We start from the raw sequence: 23,287 nt of genomic DNA, 5'->3' as shown, positions 1-23,287 counted from the left end.
CGGTACGGAGGGGCCGTCCCCCTGCGCCGGCCCCGGTCAGGGGAGTGGGGCCGGCGGAGGGTCTTGTGGCGGAGGAACGGTCCCGCGGCGGACCTACTTCTTGTCGAGCAGGTCCTGCACCCCGGCGCGGACGTCGTCCGTGGCCAGGCCGCGGATCGTCAGCGTCGTACGGCGGCGCAGCACGTCGTCCGCCGTCTCGGCCCACTCGTTGTCGCGGGCGTAGACGACCTGCGCCCAGATCTCGGGCGCGTCCGGGTGGACCCGCTCGCGCAGCTCGGGGTTGTCGTTCGCCAGGCGCGCGATGTCGAAGGCGAGCGAGCCGTAGTGGGTGGCCAGGTGCTTGGCGGTGTCGGCCGCCATGCGCGGGCCGGGCGCCGGGTTGTCGACCAGCAGCCGGTGCGCGACCGCGCGCGGGTTGGCGACGCCGGGCAGCGGCAGCTTCCTCGGCAGCGAGGAGATCGGCTCGAAGTCGTCGCCCAGCGGGTGGCCCGGCAGCGCCTCCAGCTTCTGCATGACCGTCCGGCCGATGTGCCGGAACGTCGTCCACTTGCCGCCCGCGACGGACAGCATGCCGCCCCGGCCCTCGGTCACCACGGTCTCGCGCTTGGCCTTCGCCGTGCTGCCGGGGCCGCCCGGCAGCACGCGCAGACCCGCGAAGGCGTAGGTGATCAGGTCACGGTCGAGCTGCTGGTCGCGGATGGAGAACGCGGCCTCGTCGAGTATCTGCGCGGTGTCCTTCTCGGTGACCGAGACGTCCGCCGGGTCGCCCTCGTACTCCTCGTCGGTGGTGCCGAGGAGCAGCATGTCCTCCCAGGGAAGGGCGAAGGTGATGCGGTACTTGTCGATGGGCGTCGCGAGCGCGGCCCGCCAGGGCGCGGTGCGCTTCAGCACCAGGTGCGCCCCCTTGGACAGGCGGATGGACGGCGCCGCGTTCGGGTCCTCCATCTTGCGCAGGTGGTCGACCCACGGGCCGGTGGCGTTCAGCACCAGCCGGGCGTTGACGCCGAACTCGTCCCCTGAGAGGCGGTCGCGCAGCTCGGCGCCCGTGACCCGCCCCTTGGTGAAACGCAGGCCGGACACCTCGGCGTGGTTGAGGACCACCGCACCCGCCCCGACGGCCGCGCGGACCGTCATCAGCGCCATGCGGGCGTCGTTCATCTGGTCGTCGCCGTACACGGCCACGGCCTTGAGGTTGTCGGTGCGCAGCTCGGGCACGTCCTGAGCGGCCTTGGCCGGGGACAGGAGGTGACCGACGCCGTCGCCGAACGCCGACAGCGCGGAGTAGGCGAAGACGCCCGCCCCGAGCTTCGCCGCGCCGTGCGGCCCGCCCTTGTACACGGGGAGGTAGAACGTGAGCGGGTTCGCCAGGTGGGGGGCCACCTGACGGGAGACCGCACGGCGCTCGAAGTGGTTCTCCGCCACCAGCTTCACCGCGCCGGTCTGCAGGTAGCGCAGACCGCCGTGGAGCAGCTTGGAGGAGGCGGAGGAGGTGGCGCCGGCGAAGTCGCCGGCGTCGACCAGAGCCACCCTGAGGCCGGACTGCGCGGCGTGCCAGGCGGTGGAGATGCCCAGAATGCCGCCGCCGATCACGAGAAGGTCGTACGACGCCTTGGAGAGCTGTTCCCGGGTCTCGGCGCGGCTCGGGTTGGAGCCGGACGCCGGGCGCGTCCCCAGGGCAGGCACGGACTGCAGGGTGGGCTGACTGGTCATTTCGGGTCTTACTCCTCGTCCTCGAGCCAGCCCATGGTCCGCTCGACGGCCTTGAGCCAGCTCTTGTACTCACGGTCGCGGGTGTCCGCGTCCATGCGGGGGGTCCACTCGGCGGCCCGGCGCCAGTTGGCGCGCAGGTCGTCGGTGCTGGTCCAGAAGCCGACGGCGAGGCCGGCGGCGTAGGCGGCGCCGAGGCAGGTGGTCTCGGCGACCATCGGGCGCACCACGGGGGCGTCCACGAAGTCCGAGAGGGTCTGCATCAGCAGGTTGTTGGAGGTCATGCCGCCGTCGACCTTGAGGGCCGCGAGCTCGACGCCGGAGTCCTTCGTCATGGCGTCGGTGATCTCACGGGTCTGCCAGGCCGTGGCCTCCAGGACGGCGCGCGCGAGGTGCGCCTTGGTGACGTACCGGGTGAGGCCGGCGATCACTCCGCGGGCGTCGGAGCGCCAGTACGGGGCGAACAGACCGGAGAAGGCCGGCACGAAGTAGGCGCCGCCGTTGTCCTCGACGGTGAGCGCGAGCGTCTCGATCTCGGCGGCGGTGGAGATCAGGCCCATCTGGTCGCGCATCCACTGCACCAGCGAACCGGTGACGGCGATCGAGCCCTCCAGGGCGTACACCGGCTTGTCGTCGCCGATGCGGTAGCCGACCGTGGTCAGCAGGCCCGAGTAGGAGTTGATGATCTTCTCGCCGGTGTTCATCAGCATGAACGTGCCGGTGCCGTACGTCGACTTGGCCTCGCCCTCGGCGAAACAGGTCTGACCGAACAGGGCGGCCTGCTGGTCGCCGAGCGCGGAGGCGACCGGGATGCCGCCGAGCAGGTCGCCCAGGCGGCCGCCGGTGACCTCGCCGTACACCTCGGCGGAGGAGCGGATCTCCGGGAGCATCGACAGCGGCACGCCGATGGACTCGGCGATCTTCTCGTCCCACTCCAGGGTGTGCAGGTTCATCAGCATGGTGCGGGAGGCGTTGGTGACGTCGGTGTAGTGCTTGCCGCCGTCGACGCCGCCGGTCAGGTTCCAGATGACCCAGGTGTCCATGGTGCCGAAGAGGATGTCGCCCGCCTCGGCACGCTCGCGCAGACCCTCGACGTTGTCGAGCAGCCAGCGCGCCTTGGGGCCGGCGAAGTACGAGGCCAGCGGAAGGCCGGTCTCACGGCGGAAGCGGTCCTGGCCGACGTTGCGGCCGAGCTCGCGGCACAGGGCGTCGGTGCGGGTGTCCTGCCACACGATGGCGTTGTGGACGGGCTCACCGGTGTTCTTGTCCCACAGCAGCGTGGTCTCACGCTGGTTGGTGATGCCGATGGCCTTGATGTCGTCGCGGGTGATGCCGGCCTTCTCGATGGCTCCGGCGACGACCTCCTGGACGTTGGTCCAGATCTCGGTGGCGTCGTGCTCGACCCAGCCCGGCTTCGGGAAGATCTGCTCGTGCTCCTTCTGGTCGACGGAGACGATCCGGCCGTCGCGGTCGAAGACGATGCAGCGGGAGGAGGTGGTGCCCTGGTCGATGGCGGCGATGAAGGGGCCGGCGGTGTGCGCGTCGGTCACGGTGTGCTCCTGGGGTTCCGTGGAGAGGGGGCTGTCTGTACGGCGCTGCTGACTACGCGGTGCAGCTGGTGCTCTCAAGCAAAAGCGACGTTGTAGATGCCTGCAGCGATCGCGCCGCCGATCAGCGGGCCGACCACCGGGATCCAGGCGTAGCTCCAGTCGGAGCCACCCTTGTTGGGCAGGGGCAGGAGGGCGTGCACGATGCGGGGGCCGAGGTCACGGGCCGGGTTGATCGCGTAACCGGTCGGGCCGCCGAGCGAGAGACCGATCGAGACGACCACGAGGGCGGTGATCAGCGCGCCCAGGTTGCCCAGGCCGTTGCCCTTGTCGTTCAGGCCCTGCGTGAGCACGGCGAGCACCAGCACGATGGTGCCGATGATCTCCGTGGCGAGGTTCTGCCAGACGACCCGGATCTCCGGACCGGTGGAGAAGACGCCCAGGACCGGGCCGGCGCCCACTTCCTGCGCCTCGACGGCCTTGACCTTGGTGGACTGGGCGCCGGGGCCGCCGACGATCTCGCGGTCGGTCAGGTGCGCGTGGAACTGGCCGTAGTAGGCGACCCAGACGAGCGTCGCACCGATGGCGGCGCCGAGCAGCTGCCCGGCCCAGTAGACCGGAACGTTGCTCCAGTCGTCGTCCTTGATCGCGAGTGCGAGGGTGACCGCCGGGTTGAGGTGGGCCCCGGAGAGGGGGGCCGAGGTGTAGACGGCCGTCAGAACGGCGAAACCCCACCCGAAGGTGATGGCGAGCCAGCCGGCGTTGCGGGCCTTGGAGGCCTTCAGCGTGACGGCGGCGCAGACGCCACCGCCCAGCAGGATGAGTATGGCGGTACCGATGGTCTCGCCGATGAAGATGTCGGAGCTGGACACCCGCGACTCCTTGTCCTTCGTCCAGGGAAGCCGAACCCCGGGTCCCACCGGGGGTTCGAGCGCCCTCGGGGGTGAGAGCGATGCCGGCCTTTGGCGTTGTCACACTCTAGCGCGTATTGCCGGTAGGTGTTCGACAATGCCGACCGATGGACGGGAGTCTTGCCCGGCCGTCACGTGTGCGTCAAGAGTGGTGTTATCGAAAGTGCGATCGTTATTGATCGCGGCAAGTCATCGATCTTCGCGTAGGTGCGCACGCACTCGCCCCCGATGTCCGACTCGGATCGTTTTTGCAGGGTATGGCAAAGGCCGGAACGTCGTCCGACGTCCCGGCCCGTTCTGCCGCACTGCTCGAGGCGCTTCGGCGAAGCACTTCGGCGGACTTCCCGACGAACGTCTCGACGGATTTCGCGAGCGCCCGCCGACCGCACCGCTCGGGCGGCGCGCCGGCGGGCGGTGCCGCGGACGCGCTCCTCGGCAGGGCGGCCGCGGGCGGACTCAGAAGCGCCCGGCGCCCAGGTCCCGTGACACCGCGCGGGCGCAGTCCCGCACCGCCGCGATCAGCTCGGGACGCAGTTCGCCGTCCCGCCCCAGCCGCTCCACGGCGCCGGTGATCCCGACCGCGCCCACGGGCATGCGCCGCCGGTCGTGGATGGGCGCGGCGATGGACGCCACGCCCTCCCAGGTCTCCTCCACGTCGGCCGCGTAACCCCGCGCGCGCGTGAGGTCGAGGATGTGCTCGAAGGCGTCCAGCTCGCACACCGTGCGGTCCGTGAACGGCTTGCGGTCGACCTCCATGGCCTCGCTGTGGGCCACCGGGTCGTAGGCCGACAGGACCTTGCCCAGGGCCGTGGAGTGCAGCGGCTGCATGGCCCCGATCTCCAGCACCTGCCGGCTGTCGTCCGGCCGGAAGACGTGGTGCACGATCAGCACGCCCTGCTGGTGCAGCACCCCCAGGTGGACGCTCTCGCCGCTGGAGCGGGCCAGGTCGTCCGTCCACACCAGGGCACGCGCGCGCAGCTCGTGCACGTCCAGGTAGGTCGTGCCCAGTCGCAGCAGCTCCGCGCCCAGCTGATAGCGCCCGGAGACGTCGTCCTGCTCGACGAAGCCCTCCTGCTGGAGGGTGCGCAGGATCCCGTGCGCGGTGCCCTTGGCCAGGCCCGTGGACGAGGCGATGTCCGACAGGCCCAGGCGCCGCTCGCCGCCGGCGAGCAGTCGCAGCATCGCGGCCGCACGTTCGACCGACTGGATGTTCCGTGCCATCGCCGTCCTGCCTCCGTCCCCTTCGACCGTCAACGCACGGCATCTGCTGCCGTCGTTCGGCAATGTCGAACACTACCGGTCCATGCCGACCTCTCGCTAATGGTCGGTCGATACGTGTTACGCGAGTCGTCTCCCAGGAGAGACACGCCCGTCGCACGGCCGTGCCCGACCGTCCGCCGACCCCCGTCGGGACCGGGTCCGCCGCCACGGGACTCGTCCGCCCCGTGGACGCCCCTGACCATAAGGCCTCGGTCCCGGCTACCCTGACGGCGTGCGCGCTCCTCGGGAGGCCTTGTCACCCGCATCCTGAGAGGACGCGAAGCCGACAGCCGTCGCATCTGAGGGAGCCCTTTCATGGCCTCTGTGCCGCCGACCCCTTCCGCCGACAGCCGGACCCGTGTGTCCGCGCTCCGAGAGGCCCTGGCCACCCGCGTGGTGGTGGCCGACGGAGCCATGGGCACCATGCTCCAGGCCCAGGAGCCCACCCTGGAGGACTTCGAGAACCTCGAGGGCTGCAACGAGATCCTCAACGTCACCCGGCCGGACATCGTGCGCTCGGTGCACGAGGAGTACTTCGGCGCCGGCGTCGACTGCGTCGAGACCAACACGTTCGGCGCAAACCACTCCGCCATGGCCGAGTACGACATCGCCGACCGCGTGTACGAGCTGTCCGAGGCGGGCGCACGCATCGCCCGCGAGACCGCCGACGCCTTCGCCGCCCGCGACGGACGCACCCGCTGGGTCCTGGGCTCCATCGGCCCCGGCACCAAGCTCCCCACCCTCGGCCACATCGGCTACGGCACCTTGCGCGACGGCTTCCAGGCCAACGCCGAGGGCCTGCTCGCCGGCGGCGCGGACGCGCTGATCGTCGAGACCACCCAGGACCTCCTGCAGACGAAGTCGTCGGTCCTGGGCGCCAGGCGGGCGATGGAGGCGACCGGCGCCGAGGTGCCCCTGCTGGTCTCGATGGCGTTCGAGACGACCGGCACCATGCTGCTCGGCTCCGAGATCGGCGCCGCGCTCACCGCGCTGGAACCCCTCGGCATCGACATGATCGGCCTGAACTGCTCCACCGGCCCCGCCGAGATGAGCGAGCACCTGCGCTACCTGGCCCGGCACTCGCGCACCCCGCTGCTGTGCATGCCGAACGCCGGTCTGCCGATCCTCACCAAGGACGGCGCCCACTTCCCGCTCGACGCCGAAGGCCTGGCCGACGCGCAGGACAACTTCGTCCGTGACTACGGGCTGAACCTCGTCGGCGGTTGCTGCGGCACGACGCCCGAGCATCTGCGCCGGCTGGTGGAGCGGGTGCAGGGGGCCTCGCCGGCCGAGCGCAGTCCGCGTCCCGAGCCCGGGGCCGCCTCGCTGTACCAGAGCGTCTCGTTCCGCCAGGACACCGCGTACATGGCGATCGGTGAGCGCACCAACGCCAACGGTTCGAAGAAGTTCCGTGAGGCGATGCTGGAGGGCCGCTGGGACGACTGCGTGGAGATGGCCCGGGACCAGATCCGCGAGGGCGCGCACATGCTGGATCTGTGCGTGGACTACGTGGGCCGTGACGGCGTCGCGGACATGGACGAGCTGGCCGGCCGGTTCGCCACCGCCTCGACCCTGCCGATCGTGCTGGACTCCACCGAGGTCGAGGTCATCCGGGCGGGTCTGGAGCGGCTGGGCGGCCGCGCGGTGATCAACTCGGTGAACTACGAGGACGGCGACGGCCCCGAGTCCCGGTTCGCGAAGGTGACGGCGCTGGCCAGGGAGCACGGCGCGGCGCTGATCGCGCTGACCATCGACGAGGAGGGCCAGGCCCGCACCGTCGAGTCGAAGGTGGCCATCGCCGAGCGGCTCATCGAGGACCTCACCGGCAACTGGGGGATCCGGGAATCGGACATCCTCATCGACTGTCTGACGTTCACGATCTGCACCGGGCAGGAGGAGTCCCGCAAGGACGGCATCGCCACCATCGAGGCGATCCGCGAGCTCAAGCGGCGCCGGCCCGAGGTGCAGACCACGCTGGGCCTGTCGAACATCTCCTTCGGGTTGAACCCGGCGGCGCGGATCCTGCTCAACTCGGTGTTCCTGGACGAGTGCGTGAAAGCGGGCCTGGACTCGGCGATCGTGCACGCCTCGAAGATCCTGCCCATCGCGCGCTTCAGCGAAGAGGAGGTCACCACCGCCCTCGACCTCATCCACGACCGGCGCGCCGAGGGCTACGACCCGCTGCAGAAGCTGATGGCGCTGTTCGAGGGCGCCACCACCAAGTCGCTGAAGGCGGGCAAGGCCGAGGAGCTGGCGGCGCTGCCGCTGGACGAGCGCCTCAAGCGGCGGATCATCGACGGCGAGAAGAACGGCCTGGAGGCCGACCTCGCCGAGGCGCTGCAGTCCCGCCCCGCCCTGGACATCGTCAACGAGACGCTGCTGGACGGCATGAAGGTGGTCGGCGAGCTGTTCGGCTCGGGTCAGATGCAGCTGCCGTTCGTGCTGCAGTCCGCCGAGGTGATGAAGACGGCTGTGGCCTACCTGGAGCCGCACATGGAGAAGTCGGACGCGGAGGGCAAGGGCACGATCGTGCTGGCGACCGTGCGCGGCGACGTCCATGACATCGGCAAGAACCTGGTCGACATCATCTTGTCGAACAACGGCTACAACGTGGTCAATCTCGGGATCAAGCAGCCGGTCTCGGCGATCCTGGACGCGGCCAAGGAGCATCGGGCCGACGTGATCGGCATGTCGGGCCTGCTGGTGAAGTCCACGGTGATCATGAAGGAGAACCTGGAGGAGCTCAACCAGCGCAAGATGGCCGCCGACTACCCGGTGATCCTCGGCGGCGCCGCCCTGACCAGGGCTTACGTCGAGCAGGACCTGCACGAGATCTATCAGGGCGAGGTCCGCTACGCCCGCGACGCCTTCGAGGGCCTGCGCCTGATGGACGCCCTGATCGGCGTCAAGCGCGGGGTGCCGGGGGCGAAACTGCCCGAACTGAAGCAGCGCCGGGTCCGCGCGAGCACGACGGCCACGGAGGTCGAGGAGCGTCCGCAGGAGGGCCACGTCCGTTCCGACGTGGCCACCGACAACCCCGTCCCGAAGCCCCCGTTCGAAGGTACCCGGGTCATCAAGGGCATCCAGCTCAAGGAGTACGCCTCCTGGCTCGACGAGGGCGCCCTCTTCAAGGGCCAGTGGGGGCTGAAGCAGGCCCGGACCGGCGACGGGCCGAGCTACGAGGAACTCGTCGAGAGCGAGGGCCGCCCCCGGCTGCGCGGTCTGCTGGACAAGCTCCAGACCGACAACCTCCTCGAAGCGGCCGTCGTCTACGGCTACTTCCCCTGTGTGTCCAAGGACGACGACCTGATCGTCCTGGACCAGCAGGGCAACGAGCGCACCCGCTTCACCTTCCCCCGCCAGCGCCGCGGCAGGCGCCTGTGCCTGGCCGATTTCTTCCGCCCGGAAGAGTCGGGGGAGACGGACGTCGTCGGCTTCCAGGTCGTCACCGTCGGCTCCCGCATCGGCGAGGAGACGGCCCGCCTCTTCGCCTCCGACTCCTACCGCGACTACCTCGAACTGCACGGCCTGTCCGTCCAGTTGGCCGAGGCCCTCGCCGAGTACTGGCACGCCCGCGTGCGCTCCGAACTCGGCTTCGCCGGCGAGGACCCGGCGGACGTCGAGGACATGTTCGCCCTGAAGTACCGCGGCGCCCGCTTCTCCCTCGGCTACGGCGCCTGCCCCGACCTCGAGGACCGCGCCAAGATCGCCGAGCTGCTGCAGCCCGAGCGGATCGGCGTGCATCTGTCGGAGGAGTTCCAGCTCCACCCCGAGCAGTCCACCGACGCCATCGTGATCCACCACCCCGAGGCGAAGTACTTCAACGCACGGTGACCCCGCGCTGCGCGGCGCGCGACAGGTGCGCGCCGCCGGGCACGCTGATCGGATAAGTCGTACACTGGTCGGTCCACTGCAGGCCGGTTCCCCCGCGGGAACCGGCCTGCTCGTCCCTCAAGGAGGTACGTGGATGACCAGCACGGTTCCCGCGCGAGTGACCCGCACGGCCCAGGGCTCCGCCCTGCAGGCCGTGCTCCTCGACATGGACGGCACTCTGGTGGACACCGAGGGCTTCTGGTGGGACGTCGAGGTCGAGGTCTTCGCCGGTCTCGGCCACGCTCTGGACGACTCCTGGCGCCATGTCGTGGTCGGCGGCCCCATGAGCCGCAGCGCAGGGTTCCTGATCGATGCGACCGGGGCCGACGTCACCCTCGCCGAACTCACCGTCCTGCTCAACGAGGGGTTCGAGGACCGCATCACCCGCGCCCTGCCCCTGATGCCGGGAGCCGCCCGGCTGCTGGCGGAACTGGCCGAGCACGAGGTGCCCACCGCCCTCGTCTCCGCCTCCCACCGCCGCATCATCGACCGCGTGCTCACCGCGCTCGGCGCCGAGCACTTCCGGCTCACCGTGGCCGGCGACGAGGTCCCGCGCACCAAGCCCCACCCGGACCCCTACCTGTTCGCTGCCGCGGGCCTCGGCGCGGACCCCGCCCGCTGCGCCGTCGTCGAGGACACCGCCACCGGGGTCGCCTCGGCGGAGGCGGCCGGGTGCCATGTGGTCGCCGTGCCCTCCGTCGCCCCGATCGCGCCCGCCCCGCGCCGCACCGTGGTCTCCTCGCTGGAACAGGTCGACCTGTCTTTTCTGCGCGGCCTGATGCCGCTCTGACGTTGCTCCGATGCCGCTCCGATGATCGCGGTCGCGATCATTGGTGAGCGACCGATGACGGAAATGCGATAGGCGTTCACCCAGCGTGCACCGTCGATTGCGGGGAATTCGACGGGTGTGCGCGCGGCCGAATTCGGATCTTCACCGAGTGCTCCGTGACGGCCGAATTCCGCTCTGCCCGGACGTTTTATGCGTGTGACGTTCCCCACCCGTTCAAGGCTCGACAGATGACTCTCCGTGTGTATCGCAGTCTCGTGGGACGCCCCGGGGTGCATCCTTGTGTCCCGATTGGTGAGCGGCTGTACGAATCCTTCCGCTGACGGCTGTTCAGTGCGTCCGCAGCCGGTTTCGCAGCGTGATGGGCATTCAACTCCGGTGGCCGTCAACCGTCCTGCCGGTCCGGACTAATCTCGTCGCGAGAACATCGCCCTTACCCCGTGATCCGCAGCGCCACCCCTGCATGCCGGGTACACGGACCGACAGCTGTGGAGAAACTCGAGCATGAACCGTAAGACTTTGGTGCTGCCGGCCGTCGTCGGTCTGCTCGCGCCCGCGCTCGCGGCCTGCGGCGGAACCGACAGCGGGAGCGGCAGCGGCGACGCCATCGTCGTCGGCACCACCGACCGGTTCACGGCAACGAAGGACGCCCCGGCCCCGCTCGACCCGGCCTACTCCTACGACGTCGGCACCTGGAACATCCTGCGCCAGACCGTGCAGACCCTGATGATCCAGCCCAAGGGCGAGGGCGAGCCGGTCCCCGAAGCCGCCGAGAGCTGCCGTTTCACCGACACCGGCAACGAGCGCTACTCCTGCAAGCTGCGCAGCGGCCTGAAGTTCGCCAACGGCGACGCCGTGACCGCCAAGGACGTGAAGTTCTCCATCGAGCGCGCCCGCACCATCAAGGCCGACTCCGGCGTCTTCGCCCTGCTGTCCACCATCGACACCATCGAAACGCAGGGCGACAACGAAGTCATCTTCCATCTCAAGACCGCCGACGCGACGTTCCCCTTCAAGCTGTCGACCCCGGTCGCCGGCATCGTCAACCCGGCCGACTACGAGAAGAACAAGCTGCGCGACGGCTTCGACGTCGACGGCTCCGGCCCGTACACCCTCAAGGCCGAGACCGACGGCGACGAGATGACCAAGGCCGTGTTCACCAAGAACCCCCACTACAAGGGGACGCTGCCGGTGAACAACGACGAGGTCGACATGGTCTCCTTCAAGGACGCCGACGCCATGGGCACCGCCCTGCAAAAGGGCGACATCGACCTCATGACCCGCACCATGTCGCCCCAGCAGATACGCAAGCTCTCCGACTCCTCGGCCTCCGGCGACATCGACCTCGTCGAGCTCAACGGCCTCGAGATCCGCTACCTCGCCTTCGACACCACCGACTCGACGGTCAAGTCGAAGGCCGTGCGCCAGGCGATGGCCCAGGTCGTCAACCGCGGCCAGCTCGTCTCCGAGGTCTACGGCTCCCAGGCCGAGCCCCTCTACTCGCTGGTCCCGGCCACCGTCACCGGTCACTCCAACTCGTTCTTCAACACCTACGGCGACCCGAACGTCGGCAAGGCCAAGTCCCTGCTGGCCGACGCCGACATCAGCACCCCGGTGAAGCTGACGCTGAACTACACGACCGACCACTACGGCCCGGCCACCAAGCAGGAGTTCGAGACGCTGCAGAAGCAGCTCAACAGCAGTGGGCTGTTCGACGTCACCATCAAGGGCACTCCCTGGGACTCGTTCGTCCCGGCCGAGCGCAAGGGCGAGTACGCCGTCTACGGCATGGGCTGGTTCCCCGACTTCCCCGACGCCGACAACTTCGTCGCGCCGTTCCTGGACAAGGACAACTTCCTCAAGTCCCCGTACTCCAACAGCGACATCATCAACAAGCTGATCCCGGCCTCCCGCCGCGAGGCCGACCGCCTCAGCGCCGCCAAGTCCCTCACCGAGGTCCAGGACATCGTCGCCAAGGACGTCCCGATCCTGCCGCTGTGGCAGGGCAAGCAGTACGTCGCCGCCAACAACGACGTCACGGGCACGGCCTACGTGCTGAACTCCTCCGCGACCCTGCAGCTGTGGGAACTCGGCCGAGGCTCCAGCAACTGACCCACCCCGAGCACCACGGACGACGAAGGGCGCCCCTTGCCGACAAGGGGCGCCCTTCACCGTCGTACCCGAGCCGCGCGTCACTGAGCGCCTGGACGCACCAGACCGCTCTCGTACGCGTACACCGCGGCCTGCACCCGGTCGCGCAGCCCCAACTTCGTCAGCACATGCCCCACATGCGTCTTCACCGTCGTCTCGCTGACGAACAGATCCGCGGCGATCTCGGCGTTCGACAGGCCCCGCGCCACCAGCTTCAGCACCTCCACCTCACGGTCGGTGAGCGTGTGCAGCGTGTCCGGCACCGGCTCGTCGCCCGACGGCAGATGCGTGGCGTACTTGTCCAGCAGCCGACGCGTGATGCTCGGTGCCAGCAGGGCCTCGCCCGCGGCCACCACCCGGATCGCCTGCACCAGTTCGACGGCCGGCGCGTCCTTCAGCAGGAACCCGCTCGCCCCCGCCCGCAACGCCTCCACCACGTACTCGTCGAGATCGAACGTCGTCAGCACGAGCACCTTCGCCGGCCCGTCCCGCCCAGGGCCGGTGATCTGACGGGTCGCCTCCACCCCGTCCATCCGCGGCATACGAATGTCCATCAACACCACATCGGGCTGCAACGCCCGCACCTGGTCGAGAGCCTGCAGACCGTCTCCGGCCTCGCCGACGACCGCGATGTCCTGCTCGGCCTCCAGAATCATCCGGAAGCCCGTGCGCAGCAGCGGCTGGTCGTCGACCAGTAGGACGCGGATGGCCACATGAATCTCCTTCTCTAGCCCGGCCCCATTCTGCCCTGCGCCCCACCCTCCGACTCGGCCGCCCTCACCGGCTCCGGCGCGGAAAGCGTCACCGCCAGCGGATACGGCGGGGGAGTGCCGCCGAACTCCGGACAGTGCGCCTGGTGATCACACCAACCGCACAGCTTCGTCGGCCGCGGCCGCCACTCACCCGTCTCCGTCGCCTGCCGGATCGCCTCCCACAACGCGAGCAGCTTGCGCTCCACCCGCTCCAGATCCGCGAGCACCGGGTCGTACGTCAGCACGTCCCCGCTGCCCAGGTAGACCAGCTGCAGCCGCCGCGGGACCACGTTCTTCAGCCGCCACACCACCAACGCGTAGAACTTCATCTGGAACAGCGCGCCCTCGGCGTACTCCGGCCGCGGCGCCTTGCCCGTCTTGTAGTCGACGATCCGCACCTCGCCGGTCGGCGCCACATCGACCCGGTCGATGATCCCGCGCAACCGCAGCCCCGACTCCAGCTCCGCCTCCACGAACAGCTCCCGCTCGGCCGGCTCCAACCGCGTCGGATCCTCCAGCGTGAACCAGCGCTCCACCAGCTGCTCCGCCTCCGCCAGCCACCCCGCAAGCCGCTCGCCCTCCGGATCGTCGGCGAACAGCTCCACCACCTCGGGCCGGCTCTCCCGCAACCGGTCCCACTGGCCGGGGATCAACGACTTGGCCCGCGGCGCCGTCCGCTCGGCCGCCGGCGCGTCGAACAGCCGCTCGAGGACCGCGTGCACCAGCGTCCCCCGCGTCGCCGCCGGACTCGGCTTCTCCGGCAACCGATCGATCACCCGGAACCGGTACAGCAGCGGGCACTGCATGAAGTCACCGGCGCGCGACGGCGACAGCGAGGCCGGCGCCACCGCCGCGACCACCGGCGCCACCTCCTCCGACCCGGCCGCGACCTCACCCGCCACCACGCCCGCCGGACCCTCCACGACACCGCCGTCGCCCACCTGGACGACGTCCTCGCTGCTGCTCTCCATGACCACAGACCTTACGGCCCGCCACCGACAGTCACCCCCGCCCGCACCGCCTCCCCACCCCGGACACCGAAGACCGGCGGGGAAACACAGGGGGTGCCGGGGCGGAACACACCACCACCGCCGCATACCATCGGTCCCAGACCCTCCCGCCCGTCACCGGCGGGAGACGCTTCGATCGAGGGGACACCGTGGTGGAAAGCGGCGGGAGCGGGCAGCCGCGGCCGGACAACGAGCAGTCGGCCGAGCACCCCGCGACACCTGCGTCCCCGGCCACCGACCCCCAGTCGAACCAAGCCCCGGCCGACGGCCCCCCGGACGCCCCCCGGCAGCCGCCGACGCCCCACGACGACAGCAACGCCCCCCGCCCCACCCCGGACGACGACGCGGCCGCCGCACCCGAAGCCCGGGCCGACCGGGCCGGCGCCCCGCGCCCCACACCCCCCGGCCTCCCCAAAGGCCCCCCGCCCGCGCGCCCCCCGGAGCAGCCCCGCGGCGGCCTCCTCATGGGCCGCCCCTTCGGCGTGCCCGTCTACGTAGCCCCCAGCTGGTTCCTCGTCGCCGCCCTCATCACCTGGGTCTTCGGCGGCCAGCTCGACCGCGTGCTGCCGGAACTCGGCGCCGCCCGCTACCTCGTCTCCCTCTTCTTCGCCGTCGCCTTCTACGCCTCGGTCCTCATCCACGAACTCGCCCACACCGTCGCCGCCCTCCGCTTCGAACTCCCGGTCCGCCGCATCCAGCTCCAGTTCTTCGGCGGCGTCTCCGAGATCGAGAAAGAAGCCGAGACCCCCGGCCGCGAGTTCTGGCTCGCCTTCGTCGGCCCCCTCCTCTCCCTCGCCCTCTCGGGCCTGTTCTACCTCGCCATGCAGCCCGTCGAGCGCGGCACCGTCCCCGGCGTCCTGCTCGCCGGCCTGATGATCTCCAACCTCATCGTCGCGATCTTCAACCTGCTGCCCGGCCTCCCCCTCGACGGCGGCCGCATGCTCCGCGCCGTCGTCTGGAAGATCACCGGCAAACCCATGAGCGGCACCATCGCCGCCGCCTGGGTCGGCCGCGCCCTCGCCGTCTCCGTCCTCATCGGCCTCCCCCTGCTCACCCAGTCCGGCGCCCTCGGCACCACCGCCGAGGACAGCGTCGGCATGGACACCGTCACCGACGCCCTCCTCGCCGCCATCCTCGCCGCGATCATCTGGACCGGCGCCGGCAACAGCCTGCGCATGGCCCGCCTGCGCGAACACCTCCCCGAACTGCGCGCCCGCACCCTCACCCGCCGCGCCGTCCCCGTGGAAACCCACACCCCCCTCTCCGAAGCCCTCCGCCGCGCCAACGACGCCGGCGCCCGCGCCCTCGTCGTCGTCGACGCCCACGGCGAGCCCCTCTCCCTCGTCCGCGAAGCCGCCATCGTCGGCGTACCCGAACACCGCCGTCCCTGGGTCGCCGTCAGCGGCCTCGCCCAGGACCTCACCGACGGCATGCGCGTCTCCGCCGAACTCGCCGGCGAAGACCTCCTCGACGTCCTGCGCGCCACCCCCGCCACCGAATACCTCGTCGTCGAGGAGACCGGAGAGATCTTCGGCGTCCTCTCCGCCGCCGACGTCGAGCGCGCCTTCGTCAAGGCCATGGCCCGCCCCAACTGACCACCGCGCCCCCCGGGCGATGGTCGGCGGCCCCGCCAAACGCCGGTAGGCTGGTCACATGTCCGAACCGACCGGTGCCGCCCGCAGGCGCGGGCCCTTCAAGGTCGGGGACCAGGTTCAGCTGACCGACCCCAAGGGCCGCCACTACACGTTCACGCTCGAAGCCGGGAAGAACTTCCACACCCACAAGGGTTCCTTCCCGCACGACGAACTGATCGGCTCACCCGAGGGCAGCGTCGTCCGCACCACCGGGAACGTCGCCTATCTCGCGCTGCGCCCCCTGCTCCCCGACTACGTCCTGTCCATGCCCCGCGGGGCAGCCGTCGTCTACCCCAAGGACGCGGGGCAGATCCTCGCCTTCGCCGACATCTTCCCCGGCGCACGCGTCGTCGAAGCCGGCGTCGGCTCCGGCTCCCTCAGCAGCTTCCTGCTGCGCGCCATCGGCGACCAGGGCATGCTGCACTCCTACGAGCGCCGCGAGGACTTCGCCGAGATCGCGCGGACGAACGTCGAGCGCTACTTCGGCGGCCCGCACCCGGCCTGGCAGCTCACCGTCGGCGACCTCCAGGACAACCTGAGCGACACCGACGTCGACCGCGTCATCCTCGACATGCTCGCCCCCTGGGAATGCCTGGAGGCCGTCTCCAAGGCCCTGGTGCCCGGCGGCATCGTCTGCTGCTACGTGGCGACCACCACCCAGCTCGCGCGCACCGTCGAGTCCATCCGCGAGATCGGCTGCTTCAACGAGCCGAGCGCCTGGGAGTCGATGATCCGCAACTGGCACATCGAAGGCCTCGCCGTCCGCCCCGACCACCGCATGATCGGCCACACCGGCTTCCTCCTCACCGCCCGTCGCCTCGCCGACGGCGTCGAGCCCCCCATGCGCCGCCGCCGCCCCGCCAAGGGCGCCTACGGCGAGGACTACGCCGGCCCCAACGCCGACGGAGCCAACGGCCGCTGACCGACCCCGCACCACCCACAACGACAAGGCGCCGTGGCCGAGTTCCCCCCACCCACCGGGAACTCCACCACGGCGCCTCGCCAGTTCACCGCCGCCGTTCGCCCCCGCCCGGAACACCACACCCCGGACGTCCGAAATCCCGCACCCCCGCCGTTCCCCCACCCTGTGACGTGTGGCACGATGCTGGCCAATCCCACCCCCACCGGCACAGCCCCGCAGGAGACACACCTAGTGCAGCACTCCGCCGTCCCGGAACTGGCACACACCCACACCCGGCCCATCCACTGGGTCGCGACCGCCACGGCCGTCGCCGGCGTCGTCGCCCTCTCCTCACTGCTGCAACCCAAACCCGCGACAGCCGCCCAGACCGCCGGCTCCCCGGCCAGGCCCGCCGCCGCTCCCGCCACCACCGGCGTCGACTTCCCGATCCAATGCGGCCCCGTGACCGCCCTCGTCGTGAAAAAGGCCACCGGCGACCTCGACGGCGACGGCGCTCCCGAAACAGTCGCCGTCGTCCACTGCGACGCCCCCATGGGCACCCCGCCCGACGGCGTCTACGTCCTCACCCACGGCGCCGACGACACCCACGCGCGTGTGGTCGCCACCCTCATCGACCCCAAGGCCCGCAACACCGTCACCGGCCTCGGCATCACCGACGGAGCCGTCGTCGCCACCCTTCTCGGCTACTCCACCGCCGACGTGCCCAGCTGCTGCCCCGACGTCAAGGACAGCGCCAGATGGCAGTGGAAGGACCACAGGTTCATCCGCTCGACCCCCGCAGGCGCCCGCGCCGTCTGAACCCGGCCGTTCGCCCTGTGAGAAATCAGACAGCCGTCACACCCCGAACCACGACGCTCACTCCGCGTCGGGACCGTAGACCTCGACCCTGTCCGAAACGCGACGCACATGAATGCAGTCACCCGGACACTCCCGCGCCGAGTCCACCACGTCCCCCAGCAACGGCAACGGCACCGGCGTCACAGCCCCCTTGGCCTGCAACAGCTCGTCCTGCTCGCCCTTCACATACGCCAGGCCGTCGATGTCCAGCTCGAAAACCTCCGGCGCGTACTGCGCGCAGATCCCGTCACCGGTGCAGAGATCCTGATCGATCCACACCTCCAAGGCCTCGCCACCGACACCGGCCTCCTGCTGCACGCCCATAACTCCTGCCGTTTACCGTCGAGCCGCCAGGGAACCATGCAGGCTCCGGCGGGTGTTGAACACTTCGACCCTACCCTCGGCCGCTTTCCAATCATGTTCGGTGGGTATTCCCCTGGCGTGAGGGAGAGCGCAAGGGTGAAGATCGGACACACCCCGACAGTCTTTGTGATCTAGGGGTTTCAATCGACACCCACCCAGGTAGGGTCTGGAAGCGTCCAGCTCCCCTTGGAGGAGGTGAGGACCGTGGCAGCCCACGACGACGACATGAACCGCGGCATCCGCCCGGGACGAGGGTCCGACGACCCGTCCGGGCAGATTGCCTACCTTGAGCAGGAGATCGCCGTCCTGCGACGCAAGCTCGCCGACTCTCCGCGACACACGAGGATTCTCGAAGAGCGGATCGTCGAGCTGCAGACCAACCTGGCCGGCGTGTCCGCCCAGAACGAACGACTGGCCAACACGCTCCGCGAGGCCCGCGACCAGATCGTGGCCCTCAAGGAAGAAGTCGACCGGCTCGCCCAGCCGCCGGCCGGCTTCGGAGTCTTCCTCACGGCGAACGAGGACGGCACGGCCGACATCTTCACCGGCGGCCGCAAACTCCGCGTGAACGTCAGCCCCGGCGTCGAGCTCGACGAACTCCGACGCGGCCAGGAAGTCATGCTCAACGAAGCGCTCAACGTGGTCGAGGCCATGGAATACGAGCGCGTCGGCGACATCGTCACCCTCAAGGAGATCCTCGAGGACGGCGAACGAGCCCTGGTGCTCGGACACACCGACGAAGAACGAGTGGTCAGGCTCGCCGAGCCCCTGCTGGACGTCACCATCCGGCCCGGCGACGCCCTCCTGCTCGAACCCCGCTCCGGGTACGTCTACGAGATCGTCCCCAAGAGCGAGGTCGAGGAACTCGTCCTCGAAGAGGTCCCCGACATCGGCTACGAGCAGATCGGCGGGCTCGGCGGTCAGATCGAGATGATCCGCGACGCCGTCGAACTGCCCTACCTCTACCCCGACCTCTTCAAGGAGCACGAGCTCCGCCCGCCCAAGGGCGTCCTCCTCTACGGACCCCCCGGATGCGGCAAGACGCTCATCGCCAAGGCCGTCGCCAACTCGCTGGCCAAAAAGGTCGCCGAAGTCACCGGCCAGGCCACCGGCAAGAGCTTCTTCCTCAACATCAAGGGCCCCGAGCTCCTCAACAAGTACGTCGGCGAGACCGAGCGGCAGATCCGCCTCGTCTTCCAGCGCGCCAGGGAGAAGGCCTCCGAGGGCACCCCCGTCATCGTCTTCTTCGACGAGATGGAATCCCTCTTCCGCACCCGCGGATCCGGCGTCAGCTCCGATGTCGAGAACACCATCGTCCCGCAGCTCCTCGCCGAGATCGACGGTGTCGAAGGCCTGCAGAACGTGGTCGTCATCGGCGCCTCCAACCGCGAGGACATGATCGACCCCGCCATCCTGCGCCCCGGCCGCCTCGACGTGAAGATCAAGATCGAGCGCCCGGACGCCGAAGCGGCCAAGGACATCTTCCAGAAGTACCTCACCGAACGCCTCCCCCTGCACGCCGAGGACGTGGGCGAACACGGCGGCGACAAGACCACCACCGTCCAGAGCATGATCCAGACGGCAGTGGAACACATGTACGCGGAATCCGAGGAAAACCGCTTCCTGGAAGTCACCTACGCCAACGGAGACAAGGAAGTCCTCTACTTCAAGGACTTCAACTCCGGCGCCATGATCGAGAACATCGTCGGCCGCGCCAAGAAAATGGCCATCAAGGACTTCCTCGACCACAACCAGAAGGGCCTGCGCGTCTCCCACCTCCTCCAGGCGTGCGTGGACGAGTTCAAGGAGAACGAGGACCTCCCCAACACCACCAACCCCGACGACTGGGCCCGCATCTCCGGAAAGAAGGGCGAACGGATCGTCTACATCCGTACCCTCATCACCGGAAAGCAGGGCGCGGACACCGGACGCTCCATCGACACGGTGGCGAACACCGGGCAGTACCTGTAAGAACAGGGCGGCTGCGGGTGCCCACCACGGGTACCCGCAGCCGACTGCTTTCCGGGCCACGGCTGGAGCAAGGCAATGACGCAAATGATCTCCCCACCAGCGCAGAGGCGTTCTAGGCTCTTCCGTACCGCCGGGTCGCTAGTTGCGGGGACGGGCACCGCACACGCACCGGAGCACCACCGGTATCTGAGCGGCGCCCACGACCGAGGGTGCCGCCGGGCAAGGAGGGCCGCATGACCGTACGGCGAGTAATGGGCATCGAGACCGAGTACGGCATCTCCGTACCCGGCCACCCCAACGCCAATGCCATGCTCACCTCGTCCCAGATCGTCAACGCCTACGCGGCGGCGATGCACCGGGCCCGACGGGCCCGCTGGGACTTCGAGGAGGAGAACCCGCTGCGGGACGCGCGTGGCTTCGACCTCGCCCGCGAGACCGCCGACTCCAGCCAGCTCACCGACGAGGACATCGGCCTCGCCAACGTCATCCTCACCAACGGCGCACGTCTCTACGTCGACCACGCACACCCCGAATACAGCTCCCCCGAGGTCACCAACCCCCGCGACGCCGTCCTGTGGGACAAGGCCGGCGAACGCATCATGGCCGAGGCCGCCGAACGGGCCGCCGCACTCCCCGGCGCCCAGCCGATCCACCTCTACAAGAACAACACCGACAACAAGGGCGCCTCCTACGGCACGCACGAGAACTACCTGATGAAGCGCGAGACCGCCTTCTCCGACATCGTGCGCCACCTCACGCCCTTCTTCGTCTCCCGCCAGGTCTTCGCCGGCGCGGGCCGCGTGGGCATCGGCCAGGACGGCCACGAACACGGCTTCCAGCTCAGCCAGCGCGCCGACTACTTCGAGGTCGAGGTCGGCCTGGAGACGACGCTGAAGCGCCCCATCATCAACACCCGCGACGAACCGCACGCCGACGCCGAGAAGTACCGCCGCCTCCACGTGATCATCGGTGACGCCAACCTCTCCGAGATCTCGACCTACCTCAAGCTCGGCACCACGGCCCTGGTCCTGTCCATGATCGAGGACGGCTTCATCGCCGTCGACCTCGCCGTCGACCAGCCCGTCCGCACCCTCCACCAGGTCTCGCACGACCCCGGGCTCAAGCGACTGGTCACCCTGCGCAGCGGGCGCACGCTCACCGCCGTCCAGCTCCAGATGGAGTACTACGAGCTCTCGCGCAAATACGTCGAGGAGCGCTTCGGCGCGGACGCCGACGACCAGACCAAGGACGTCCTCGCCCGCTGGGAGGACACCCTCACCCGCCTGGAGAACGACCCCATGAGCCTCGCCGGCGAACTGGACTGGGTCGCGAAACGGGAGGTCATGGAGGGCTACCGGCGCCGCGACGACCTCGACTGGGACGCCGCCCGCCTCCATCTCGTCGACCTCCAGTACGCCGACGTCAGGGCCGAGAAGGGCATCTACAACCGCCTCGTGGCCCGCGGCCGCATCAAACGCCTCCTGGACGAGTCCGAGGTCGACAGGGCCGTCACCAAGCCTCCGGAGGACACCCGCGCGTACTTCCGCGGCCGCTGCCTGGAGCAGTACGCCGACGACGTCGCCGCGGCCTCCTGGGACTCCGTGATCTTCGACCTGCCGGGCCGGGACTCGCTCCAACGCGTCCCAACCCTCGAACCCCTTCGCGGAACGCGAAATCACGTCAAGGAGCTCCTGGACCGGTGCCGCACCGCAGAAGACCTGGTCAGGGTGCTGTCGGGCGGCTGAACCGTGACCCGGACGGAACCTGCGGGACGGGTGGAAAGCCCCCCGTCCGGGAATCATCGAGATGACCCTCGTACGTTGACGCAACTGCGGGGCCGATGTCGGACCCGGCTTGTAGGGTCTGATCATCACCGATCGGCGGGAATGCCGACCTGTCGACCATGTCGGGCGAAAGAGCGGGGTGAGGGTATGGCGACCAAGGACACCGGCGGCGGCCAGCAGAAGGCGACGCACTCCACGGAGGAGGTCGAGGAGCAGGCCGCGGAGACGCAGGGCTCCGAGGACCTCAAGGAGCGCCACGAGAAGCTGAGCGACGACGTGGACTCCGTCCTCGACGAGATCGACGACGTCCTCGAGGAGAACGCCGAGGATTTCGTGAGGTCGTTTGTCCAAAAGGGTGGACAGTAGTCACACCCGTGAACGACCTGCCAGTTGAGAAGTGCTCCGGCTGTCAGCAGTCCCGTTCGGTCGGCGCATTCGCGGGCAACAGTTCCAGGCCTGACGGCCTTCAGGCCAACTGTCGTGAATGCGCCGCGGAGTACTACCGGCGTCGGCAGGAAGCCCAAGGCAGGACGGTCCGTGTGAAGGTGCCCGTTCCTCGCGGGCACAAGCGGTGCCCGCACTGCGAACAGGTCAAGCCGCACGCCGAGTGGGAGCGCAACAAGTCGTCCTCGGACGGCTGGTCGAGCTACTGCCGGGCGTGCCGTGCCGAGCGGAACCGAGTCAGCCACTTCCGACGGAAGTACGGCCTGAGTCCGGCCGAGTCGGACGCGATGGTCGCGGAGCAGCAGGGCATCTGCTGCATCTGTCCTGCTGCTCCCGCCGAGCATGTGGATCACTGCCATCGGACGGGTAGGGTCCGAGGCGTACTGTGCTTCAGCTGCAATGCCGCACTGGGGCAGTTCAAGGATCGGCCCGAAGCCATTAGGCGGGCTGCTGCTTACGTGGAAGGAAACGCGTGGAAGCCAACACTCGTAGCACCGGGCGTCTGCCAGCTGCCTTCCTGACGCCTGGGTCCTCGTCCTTCATGGACTTCCTCTCCGAGCACCAGCCGGAGATGCTGCCCGGCAAGCGGCAGCTGCCCCCGACGCAGGGAGTGATCGAGGCTCCGCACGGGACGACGATCGTGGCCGTCACGTTCCCCGGGGGCGTGGTGCTCGCCGGTGACCGCCGGGCCACGATGGGCAACGTCATCGCGCAGCGGGACATCGAGAAGGTGTTCCCGGCCGACGAGTACTCGGCCGTGGGCATCGCCGGCACGGCGGGTCTGGCCGTGGAGATGGTGAAGCTGTTCCAGCTGGAGCTGGAGCACTTCGAGAAGGTCGAGGGGGCGCAGCTCTCGCTGGAGGGCAAGGCGAACCGGCTGTCGACCATGATCCGGTCGAATCTGGGCATGGCGATGCAGGGTCTGGCGGTGGTGCCGTTGTTCGCCGGTTTCGACGTGGACCGGGACCGCGGCCGGATCTTCTCGTACGACGTGACGGGTGGCCGGTCGGAGGAGCATCACTTCGCGGCGACGGGTTCGGGCTCGGTGTTCGCGCGGGGGGCGATGAAGAAGCTCTACCGTGCCGATCTGTCCGAGGAGCAGGCCACGACGCTGGTGGTGCAGGCTCTGTACGACGCGGCGGACGACGATTCGGCGACCGGTGGTCCCGATGTCGCGCGTCGGATCTACCCGATCGTCACCGTGATCACCGAGGACGGTTTCCGTCGGTTGACCGACGAGGAGTCGTCGGAGATCGCCCGTTCCATTCTCGAGCGCCGCCTGGAGCAGCCGGACGGCCCGCGTGCCGCTCTGCTGTAGTCGGCGGGCTCGTTCT

At 69.4% G+C, this 23,287-nt stretch carries 18 protein-coding genes; 11 read left to right on the top strand and 7 right to left on the bottom strand.

Going from position 1 to position 23,287, the window contains the following annotated elements; genetic code table 11:
• Positions 1-93: 93 nt before the first annotated feature.
• The 4 genes from BG482_RS27425 to BG482_RS27410 all read right to left on the bottom strand — a co-directional run bounded on the left by BG482_RS27425 (position 94) and on the right by BG482_RS27410 (position 5,386).
• Entirely contained in the window at positions 94-1,710 is a 1,617-nt protein-coding gene (locus tag BG482_RS27425; protein WP_069771833.1) for a glycerol-3-phosphate dehydrogenase/oxidase, read from the bottom strand.
• A gap of 8 nt (positions 1,711-1,718) precedes the next feature.
• A complete protein-coding gene (glpK, locus tag BG482_RS27420; RefSeq protein WP_069771832.1) occupies positions 1,719-3,257 on the bottom strand; it encodes a glycerol kinase GlpK in 1,539 nt (512 codons plus the stop codon).
• A gap of 74 nt (positions 3,258-3,331) precedes the next feature.
• Positions 3,332-4,126, bottom strand: a complete 795-nt coding sequence (locus BG482_RS27415) for an MIP/aquaporin family protein (RefSeq protein ID WP_069771831.1) — start codon at positions 4,124-4,126, stop codon at positions 3,332-3,334.
• 495 nt (positions 4,127-4,621) lie between these two features.
• On the bottom strand, positions 4,622-5,386 hold the full coding sequence (locus BG482_RS27410) for an IclR family transcriptional regulator (protein ID WP_069771830.1): 765 nt from the start codon (positions 5,384-5,386) through the stop codon (positions 4,622-4,624).
• Positions 5,387-5,740: 354 nt separating this feature from the next.
• Between BG482_RS27410 and metH the strand changes: the two genes are divergently transcribed.
• The 3 genes from metH to BG482_RS27395 all read left to right on the top strand — a co-directional run bounded on the left by metH (position 5,741) and on the right by BG482_RS27395 (position 12,197).
• Positions 5,741-9,259, top strand: coding sequence for a methionine synthase (metH, locus tag BG482_RS27405; protein WP_069771829.1), 3,519 nt, complete (start codon positions 5,741-5,743; stop codon positions 9,257-9,259).
• 133 nt (positions 9,260-9,392) lie between these two features.
• Positions 9,393-10,088: an HAD family phosphatase gene (locus BG482_RS27400; protein WP_069771828.1), complete on the top strand. Its 696-nt coding sequence runs from the start codon at positions 9,393-9,395 to the stop codon at positions 10,086-10,088.
• A 501-nt stretch (positions 10,089-10,589) separates the two neighbouring features.
• Entirely contained in the window at positions 10,590-12,197 is a 1,608-nt protein-coding gene (locus tag BG482_RS27395) for an ABC transporter substrate-binding protein (protein WP_069771827.1), read from the top strand.
• An 80-nt stretch (positions 12,198-12,277) separates the two neighbouring features.
• Here BG482_RS27395 and BG482_RS27390 read toward each other — a convergent pair whose 3' ends face one another.
• Both BG482_RS27390 and BG482_RS27385 read right to left on the bottom strand, forming a co-directional pair.
• Positions 12,278-12,949, bottom strand: coding sequence for a response regulator transcription factor (locus BG482_RS27390; protein WP_069771826.1), 672 nt, complete (start codon positions 12,947-12,949; stop codon positions 12,278-12,280).
• A gap of 14 nt (positions 12,950-12,963) precedes the next feature.
• On the bottom strand, positions 12,964-13,959 hold the full coding sequence (locus tag BG482_RS27385) for a RecB family exonuclease (protein WP_107450769.1): 996 nt from the start codon (positions 13,957-13,959) through the stop codon (positions 12,964-12,966).
• 188 nt (positions 13,960-14,147) lie between these two features.
• Here BG482_RS27385 and BG482_RS27380 point away from each other — a divergent pair, with 188 nt between their 5' ends.
• From BG482_RS27380 to BG482_RS27370, 3 genes are all read left to right on the top strand, one after another.
• Complete coding sequence (locus BG482_RS27380) at positions 14,148-15,593, top strand: site-2 protease family protein (protein ID WP_069771825.1); 1,446 nt, start codon at positions 14,148-14,150, stop codon at positions 15,591-15,593.
• Between the two features lie 58 nt (positions 15,594-15,651).
• The gene (locus BG482_RS27375) at positions 15,652-16,554 is read left to right on the top strand and encodes a tRNA (adenine-N1)-methyltransferase (RefSeq protein ID WP_069771824.1); all 903 of its coding nucleotides are present in this window, start codon (positions 15,652-15,654) and stop codon (positions 16,552-16,554) included.
• A 231-nt stretch (positions 16,555-16,785) separates the two neighbouring features.
• On the top strand, positions 16,786-17,352 hold the full coding sequence (locus BG482_RS27370; RefSeq protein WP_069771823.1) for a hypothetical protein: 567 nt from the start codon (positions 16,786-16,788) through the stop codon (positions 17,350-17,352).
• Positions 17,353-17,409: 57 nt separating this feature from the next.
• On the opposite strand, the gene BG482_RS27365 is transcribed toward BG482_RS27370, so the two are convergent.
• Positions 17,410-17,715, bottom strand: coding sequence for a ferredoxin (locus tag BG482_RS27365; RefSeq protein ID WP_069771822.1), 306 nt, complete (start codon positions 17,713-17,715; stop codon positions 17,410-17,412).
• 243 nt (positions 17,716-17,958) lie between these two features.
• Here BG482_RS27365 and arc point away from each other — a divergent pair, with 243 nt between their 5' ends.
• The 5 genes from arc (at position 17,959) to prcB (ending at position 23,271) form a co-directional block, all read left to right on the top strand.
• Positions 17,959-19,725, top strand: a complete 1,767-nt coding sequence (gene arc, locus BG482_RS27360) for a proteasome ATPase (protein ID WP_069771821.1) — start codon at positions 17,959-17,961, stop codon at positions 19,723-19,725.
• 233 nt (positions 19,726-19,958) lie between these two features.
• On the top strand, positions 19,959-21,470 hold the full coding sequence (dop, locus tag BG482_RS27355) for a depupylase/deamidase Dop (protein WP_370745895.1): 1,512 nt from the start codon (positions 19,959-19,961) through the stop codon (positions 21,468-21,470).
• Between the two features lie 186 nt (positions 21,471-21,656).
• The gene (locus BG482_RS27350) at positions 21,657-21,875 is read left to right on the top strand and encodes a ubiquitin-like protein Pup (protein ID WP_069771819.1); all 219 of its coding nucleotides are present in this window, start codon (positions 21,657-21,659) and stop codon (positions 21,873-21,875) included.
• Between the two features lie 8 nt (positions 21,876-21,883).
• Positions 21,884-22,474, top strand: a complete 591-nt coding sequence (locus BG482_RS41515; protein ID WP_079142209.1) for an endonuclease VII domain-containing protein — start codon at positions 21,884-21,886, stop codon at positions 22,472-22,474.
• Positions 22,426-23,271, top strand: coding sequence for a proteasome subunit beta (gene prcB / locus BG482_RS27345; RefSeq protein ID WP_069771818.1), 846 nt, complete (start codon positions 22,426-22,428; stop codon positions 23,269-23,271). The genes BG482_RS41515 and prcB overlap by 49 nt, the downstream gene beginning before the upstream one ends.
• Positions 23,272-23,287: the final 16 nt, after the last annotated feature.

Source organism: Streptomyces sp. LUP30, assembly GCF_001746365.1.
In the GTDB taxonomy this organism is placed as follows: Bacteria; Actinomycetota; Actinomycetes; order Streptomycetales; family Streptomycetaceae; genus Streptomyces.
This window is presented reverse-complemented; position numbering and strand designations above follow the sequence as displayed.

Excerpts from the sequence above, each read along its gene's own strand:
- BG482_RS27425 (WP_069771833.1), bottom strand. The coding sequence starts at position 1,710 with ATGACCAGTCAGCCCACCCTGCAGTCCGTGCCTGCCCTGGGGACGCGC.
- BG482_RS27410 (WP_069771830.1), bottom strand. The coding sequence starts at position 5,386 with ATGGCACGGAACATCCAGTCGGTCGAACGTGCGGCCGCGATGCTGCGA.
- metH (WP_069771829.1), top strand. The coding sequence starts at position 5,741 with ATGGCCTCTGTGCCGCCGACCCCTTCCGCCGACAGCCGGACCCGTGTG.
- BG482_RS27400 (WP_069771828.1), top strand. The coding sequence starts at position 9,393 with ATGACCAGCACGGTTCCCGCGCGAGTGACCCGCACGGCCCAGGGCTCC.
- BG482_RS27395 (WP_069771827.1), top strand. The coding sequence starts at position 10,590 with ATGAACCGTAAGACTTTGGTGCTGCCGGCCGTCGTCGGTCTGCTCGCG.
- BG482_RS27385 (WP_107450769.1), bottom strand. The coding sequence starts at position 13,959 with ATGGAGAGCAGCAGCGAGGACGTCGTCCAGGTGGGCGACGGCGGTGTC.
- BG482_RS27375 (WP_069771824.1), top strand. The coding sequence starts at position 15,652 with ATGTCCGAACCGACCGGTGCCGCCCGCAGGCGCGGGCCCTTCAAGGTC.
- BG482_RS27365 (WP_069771822.1), bottom strand. The coding sequence starts at position 17,715 with ATGGGCGTGCAGCAGGAGGCCGGTGTCGGTGGCGAGGCCTTGGAGGTG.
- dop (WP_370745895.1), top strand. The coding sequence starts at position 19,959 with ATGACCGTACGGCGAGTAATGGGCATCGAGACCGAGTACGGCATCTCC.
- BG482_RS27350 (WP_069771819.1), top strand. The coding sequence starts at position 21,657 with ATGGCGACCAAGGACACCGGCGGCGGCCAGCAGAAGGCGACGCACTCC.